The organism is uncultured Cetobacterium sp., assembly GCF_947038635.1.
In the GTDB taxonomy this organism is placed as follows: Bacteria; Fusobacteriota; Fusobacteriia; order Fusobacteriales; family Fusobacteriaceae; genus Cetobacterium_A.
In genome coordinates this window covers 1-6,671 of the sequence record NZ_CAMQXC010000121.1, presented here as the reverse complement: position 1 = coordinate 6,671, position 6,671 = coordinate 1, and the positions used below count along the sequence as shown (strand labels likewise).

The 6,671-nt window shown below is 26.3% G+C and carries 5 protein-coding genes and 1 pseudogene; all 6 read right to left on the bottom strand.

Going from position 1 to position 6,671, the window contains the following annotated elements:
• Positions 1-769 (bottom strand): efflux RND transporter periplasmic adaptor subunit (locus tag Q0V08_RS09865; RefSeq protein ID WP_297434354.1); only part of this gene is annotated, 769 nt, incomplete at its 3' end.
• A 30-nt stretch (positions 770-799) separates the two neighbouring features.
• The gene (locus Q0V08_RS09860) at positions 800-2,086 is read right to left on the bottom strand and encodes a TolC family protein (protein ID WP_297434352.1); all 1,287 of its coding nucleotides are present in this window, start codon (positions 2,084-2,086) and stop codon (positions 800-802) included.
• A 118-nt stretch (positions 2,087-2,204) separates the two neighbouring features.
• Positions 2,205-2,745, bottom strand: a pseudogene (gene fic, locus Q0V08_RS09855) (protein adenylyltransferase Fic).
• Positions 2,746-2,920: 175 nt separating this feature from the next.
• Positions 2,921-5,194, bottom strand: a complete 2,274-nt coding sequence (locus Q0V08_RS09850; protein WP_297434350.1) for an autotransporter outer membrane beta-barrel domain-containing protein — start codon at positions 5,192-5,194, stop codon at positions 2,921-2,923.
• Positions 5,195-5,527: a hypothetical protein gene (locus Q0V08_RS09845; RefSeq protein WP_297434348.1), complete on the bottom strand. Its 333-nt coding sequence runs from the start codon at positions 5,525-5,527 to the stop codon at positions 5,195-5,197.
• Between the two features lie 790 nt (positions 5,528-6,317).
• On the bottom strand, positions 6,318-6,671 hold a 354-nt coding region (locus Q0V08_RS09840), incomplete at its 5' end, for a hypothetical protein (protein WP_297434346.1).

The following is a 6,671-nucleotide window of genomic DNA, read 5'->3' as shown; positions in this document are numbered from 1 at the left end:
CTACCTTTATTTGATATTTTTTATTATCTTTATTTGCTACAGGATTTATTTCATAGACACTACCAAAATAGTTATCTCCAATTCCCTCTAAATCTATCTCTGCTTTATTTCCAACAGATAGTTCACTTATTTCATGAACAGAAACTCCTGTTTTTACAAGAATCTTACTTGTATCTACAACTGTTACAAGGTCACTATTTGAAGGTACTTTTTCATACAGTTTTAAATTTAAATCTGTGACAACTCCATCTAGCTTTGATTTTACAACTAAGTCTTCAAAATCTTTTTTAGCTGATAGATATATCGCTTCAGAACTTTTTAAATCACTTTCAGATTGTAAATGCCCCGTTTTTTTAGCTAAATATTCATCTTCTGATATAAGATTTTTATCATAAAGTTGTTTAAACTTTTCATAATTTTTTTTCTTTATTTCAAAATCTGCTTTATTAGAAATGTATGTTGCTTGAGCTTTTAAATAAGCTGATTGTACCTCTTGATCCTCTAAAACTAATATAATTTGTCCTTTTTTTACTTTATCACCATTTTTAAAATTTATACTTTTTACAGTTCCACCTGTTTTAGTTACAACTTTAACTTCGTTTAAAGGTTCTGTTATTCCACTTGATATATTCATTCTTGTTATCAACTCTGGTTTTATTTCAGCTATTTTAATATTTTTACCTAAATTTTCTTTAGAATTTTGTTTTGCGCTACCATTACCACATCCAACTAGTATTAATGATATTAATATTCCTAGTAATTTTTTCATTACTTTCCCCTCCAGTTATTATTTTTTATACTATATAAGCGAAGATCTATATGTTTCAAATGCTACATAATAATCTAACACCGCTGAGTTATAATCTACAGCTGCCTGTCTATATTGACTTTCTGATAATAAAAAATCTACAGTTGAAATTAATCCAGCATTGTATCTTTCTGTATCTATATTAAAGTTTTCTGTTGCTGCTTCTAAAGCTTTATTTCTAGAATCTCTTAGCTGCTGCAAACGTATTAACTCTCTATAATTTTTTGTAACAGATAGTTTTATATTATCTGATGTTAAATCCTTGTTTATAGATTCTATATTTTCATTGTTTTTTGCCACATTATACTCATCAATTCCACTTCCAAATGAAAACACATCCCATTTTACAGAAACTCCACCTCTCCACTCTGCATTATCAAAACTATTATTAACATGATGGCTCTCTTTTGATGTTCCATATGTTGCAAATGCATCAACTTGTGGTAATAAACTTGATCTTGCTACAATTTTTTCTGCTGCTGCATAATCAACTTTATTTACTGCTAATTTAGCTGATAAACTATTTGTTAATGCTACTTCTAAATCTTTACCAAAATCAATTCCTGATGTTAAGTTCTCTGGTACTACGAAATCTTTTAATGTTATATCTTCATTATTTGGAATCATTAACTTCAGTTTTAAATCTTTTTTAGCTATTTCTAAATTCGTTTTAGTTCCTGTTATTTGTGCTTCTAAATCTAAAATAGAATACTCAGTTTTTAAAAGATCAGCTTTTGTTACTAACTTTAAATTTAATTGTTCATTTTGTTTATCGTATCTAGCTTGTAACTCTTTCTTTGATGCTTCTAAAACTGTTAAATCTTTTTCAAAATTTATTATACTGCAATATAAAGATATAATATCTAATCTAACATCTCTTTTTTCAACCCAGAAATATAGATCAGCTATATTTTTAGATGCTTTTGCACCTAAAATACCTCCTGTTATAGCTCCACCTCTAAATAACGGTTGATAAAGTCCAATACTTTGTGAGTAACCACTTTTTGCTCCATCACCTATTGTTCCATCAGAATTTAATATATCTATCATATTACGTGTAGTATGCTCTGCTCTTTGAAATTGACCATTATAAGTAACCTTTGGCAGAGATGTTTTAAACGCTCTTTTTACATTTAGCTCTGCATTTTCTTTAGAAAGTTCAGATGTTTTAATAGTTTTTCCATTTTCTAAAGCCAAGTCAATTGCATTTTCTAATGTTAACTCCCTTGAAAAGGCTGATGTTGAAAGCAAAATTAGTAATCCTAGTAACTTTTTCATTTACTCCTCCTAAAACTATATAAATTTTTTATATTATCTTACTTTAGTTTTGTGTATTTTTTGTGTATAAAAAAAAAGTTGCAGATTTTTTTCTGCAACTTTTATCATTTAGTCTAATTTATACTTCCTCTGTAATAAATTCACTATAACCTTCATAGTAGTAACTAATATCTATTCCTTTCATGAATAGATTACGGTCATTAATTTCAGTAGTCAAAGCTTGCTTTAAAAGGTATTTAATTTCAATGTCTTTAATAACACTTCTCTCCATAGCTGATAAATATTCATCTTTACTAACAAGATTCCAATCGATTACTTGCTTGATATTTTCTTTTAATATCAAATCAAGCCATATACGAGTTGCTCTTCCATTTCCTTCACGAAAAGGATGAGCAATATTCATTTCAGCATATTTCTCAACAACCCCTTCAAATGTTAGTATCTATATATTTTAATGAGTGTTCAAGATACATTAAAGGTGCAAATCTAAAATTTCCTTTAGCTATATTAACTGTTCTTATCTTTCCTGCAAAATCATAGATATCTTCAAATAAATATTTGTGAATATACTGAAGCCCCTTAAAAGTTCCTATTTCCACTGCTTTAATATCTCCAGAGTCAAAAAGTTGTTTAGCTTTTTGTTTACTGATTTTTAATATTTAATCTGTTTTCTAAAATCATGCTTTATTTCACCTCAATCTTTTATTCCTTTTTCGCATTTATTTTTCTTAATATTATAACATATCTTATATTTTTAAACAAAAAAAGTAGTGCATTCACACTACTTTAATCTATGGATATATTTTTCTAATTTTTTTAGTTAAAGAAAAATAACTAAAATTCATATCCTAGAGAAGCAACAACTTGAGCTCCATTTCTTTCATTTCCAACTTCATAATTTAATTTTAAACCATAATTATAACCTTTTGAATTTGTAATATTAGTTCCTAGTGTAAAAATTCCCATATTTTCATTCATTTTAGCTGCCTTAATTTTAAATTTACTTCCATTACCAATAGCTCCACTTAAATCTTTATCAGTATCACTACCTAAATATGAATATTCCATACCTAAGAATACCTCTCCTTTATATCCTTTATACTCATTTAACTCTCTTACAAAATCTACACCAACTCCACTTTCAAAGAGATTCAAGTCTTCTCTATCTAACTTCATTCCCATAGCTTTGTCACCTTCATTTATTCCATCTTGAGAAATATAGTTATAGTTAAAATAAATTTTAGGTTCTATCGAGATTTTTTCAGAGATTTTTTCTTTATAAACTCCTTGAAGTAAAATATTTAAAGCGTCAGTATTATAACTTTCACTAAATCTAAAGTTATCAACACTGTTAGATAACACCCTTGTTGAATCAAATGCATTTTTTTGATATCCAATAGCACCTAAAATCCTATATTTTTCTATATTTTTTTTAGCTATTACACCTATATAAAAAGTATCACTTTCTATCTTTGAAGAGTTATTTTCTACCTCAGCATTTTGTTTTCCGCCACCAAAAGTTACTCCTAGAGATAATTTCGAAGATACACCATACTCACCTGTTGCAAGTAATCCTGTTGTATTATTAGAATCATAATAATTTCCTACTCCACTTCCAGTAGCAACCCATTTATTTTTTTCTGGCATCTTTTTTAAAGATCTGATACCTTCATTCCAAGCTACTAAACTATCTTTTGAACTTTTAATAGATAAAGCATATGGATTTTTATATGATATCTGATTTAATAAACCTTCTAATTGTTGTTCATTACCTAAAAGAGTCGAATTTAAACCATTTAAGTTTCCTAAAGATAAAATACTATCATAAATATCTTGATATTTTCCATCTATACCTATATTAATAAGTTTTTTCATTGATAGCTCTAAGTTTCCTGAAGTAGTTTTATTAACTTCATATATAAATTGAGAGGCTAAAATATTCTCATTTTCCAAGTTTAATTGTGTTCCAACCATATCTAATTGATATTTCCCATCTTGATTCAAACTTAAGAAATCACTTTGAATAATTAACTTTCCATACTTATCTGCAGTTATAACATTTCCAGATATAGAATCTAAAGAGTGCTCTCCATTAGGAGATACTCCTAATATAAGATATGACCCCTCTCCTATTGTTATGTCTCCTACATTTTCATTTACCGTATAAACTTTTTCACTATTATCTTCAAATAAAATTTTAGCTTTAGAATCTAAGAAAACTTTTCCTAAAAAGTTGTTATCTTGGAAATTTTTAATACTAGCTTTAACTACAGTTATTTCATTTGTACTTCCTAAAGTTAAGCTATCATTTCCAGCTCCACCATCAATAGTTGTTGACTCTTGTAATAGTTTTCCTGTAGATGAATCTATAATAAGTTTATCATCCCCTGAGTTTAAAAGAATATCTCCTTTTATTGTTGTTGAATCTATTAAAGATATTTCTGTATTTGATCCAGATAATCCCAATATGTTTCCATCTAATTGAGTCTTTGAAAATGCGATTTTATTATCATTTTCTAGTAAAATATTTCCAACTATATTTCCTTCATTAGAAGCTAATTCAGCTCCAGACATTAGAATAGCATTTCCTAAAGTATTTACATTTCCAGATAAATTAACTTTAGCTCCTTCTGTGATTTCTATTCCATTTTTTCCAGCATTTATAGTTCCTGAAATGATAACTCCATCATTAGAAGCTGGTATTTTTAATAGATATTTTCCACTTTCTTCAATGAAGTTTTCTCCTTGATTAAGGATTCCCTCTAACTTTCCTCCTGTTATAACAACAGTATTTTGTCCTTTAAATACCTCATCCTTCTCTATATTTTCAACTTTATCAAGAATCTCTTCACCAGAAGCTCTAACAATTTTATCATTAGCATTAATTACAACTCCACTATTTATAAGAGTACTGTTAGAATCTATTTTTAATAACTCTTTAAACTTCGAACCACTTAAACTATTCTCTTGATAATCTTTTAACTTTAATGTCCCACTATTTTTTACAGTAGCTCCTAATTCTCCAACCATAGCAGTACTATTATCCTTTAAATTTAAAGATATCATTCCTTTATTATCTATAACAGCACCATTTCCAACAGCATACATTCAAATAGAGTTAGTTGCATTTATGTCAATATCCCCGCTATTTATAGCAACTCCTGAACCATTAACTATAACTCCTTTAGATTCACTACCTTCAACTTCAATTTGTCCATAATTATTAATTGTTGATTTTAAACTCAAAGAGTTTCTACTTAAATTTTCTAACATCATAATTGCATTAGAACCTTTTCCATTAACTTTTATAACTGCATTTTTAGAAATATTAATTTTAGATGTTGAATCATAAACTATTCCATATGCATTGGGATCATTTACATGTATTTTTCCATTGTGATAAACTTCAGAATTATTTATAGCATATATTCCATACGTCATATCTCCATGTGTATCAATTGTTCCATTATTTGTAATATATTTTCAAACAAAAAAAGCTTGATCTTTTAAAAATTACCAAGCTTGATTCTCTCATTATTTTTTTATTTTACTCTTGATTTTTTAAAATAAATATTCTAAAACTACTAACAAGCTATTAGCAGATTTTGTGATAAACTTTTATAGAAAAATACTTTGTTATATAGAGTATCTTGATTTCGTGAGTATGCATGTTGGATGCTTTGTCACCAGAAAATCAGACATATACAAAAAAAGACTAACTAATACTATCTTTTTGTAGAAAACATAAGAATATTATAAAAAAAATCATATTTGTAATACAATTTTGGAGTATGCTCTTAATAAGTTTATTACTCCTAAAACTGTTGATTATGATTTTTCCATATAAATGACGACAGAATTAGTTTTAAATGCTTTAACTAAAACGAATATGAAGAAACTTTGGTATTCATACTGATTGCAGAGGTCAATAATACTATAGAGCTAAATTATCTTATTTACGGAAATGAAACTCCTTATGATTGCATATATAGAATGTTTTAATTTAATTCAAAAAAAGTTGACTTATTTATCTTCACTTGAATTCTCTAAAAAATTAATAAAAATTCAAAAAATTTTGTCTAGAAATCTAACTTAATACCAAAATTAGTAAAGTAGAAAAAATAATCCACTTTATTAAAATAATCCTAGGATATGCAAAACTCTGACACTTTTCTCACTTTATTATTCTTTTTATAATTTTTTAAATTAAACTTTCTAATATTTACATTTTTTAATTCTTATTTAAAACTGAATATCTACAACAAGTTTTAATAAAAAAATCAAATAAATTAATATTAACTAATACACTATAAATTATAAAACTTTCGATACAAATTTCATAAATATTCGACAAAGACATATTATCTTTAAATAATATTTCAAACAAAACTCCACAAACTATAAATAGATATATTTTTATATTTAACTTATTAAATTTAGATATTTTTAAAAATAAATACATTATTAAAATTATTGCAAATATTAATAAATTAAATTTTTTTTCAAATATAAAATAATAGTTACTTAATATCCACATCTTTTTCTCTATAATCCATTTTAATAAAAATGTTAAAAATAAAAATGT

Coding starts and splice junctions, on each gene's coding strand:
- Q0V08_RS09860 (WP_297434352.1), bottom strand. CDS start 2,086: ATGAAAAAGTTACTAGGATTACTAATTTTGCTTTCAACATCAGCCTTT.
- Q0V08_RS09850 (WP_297434350.1), bottom strand. CDS start 5,194: ATGTATGCTGTTGGAAATGGTGCTGTTATAGATAATAAAGGAATGATA.
- Q0V08_RS09845 (WP_297434348.1), bottom strand. CDS start 5,527: ATGACGTATGGAATATATGCTATAAATAATTCTGAAGTTTATCACAAT.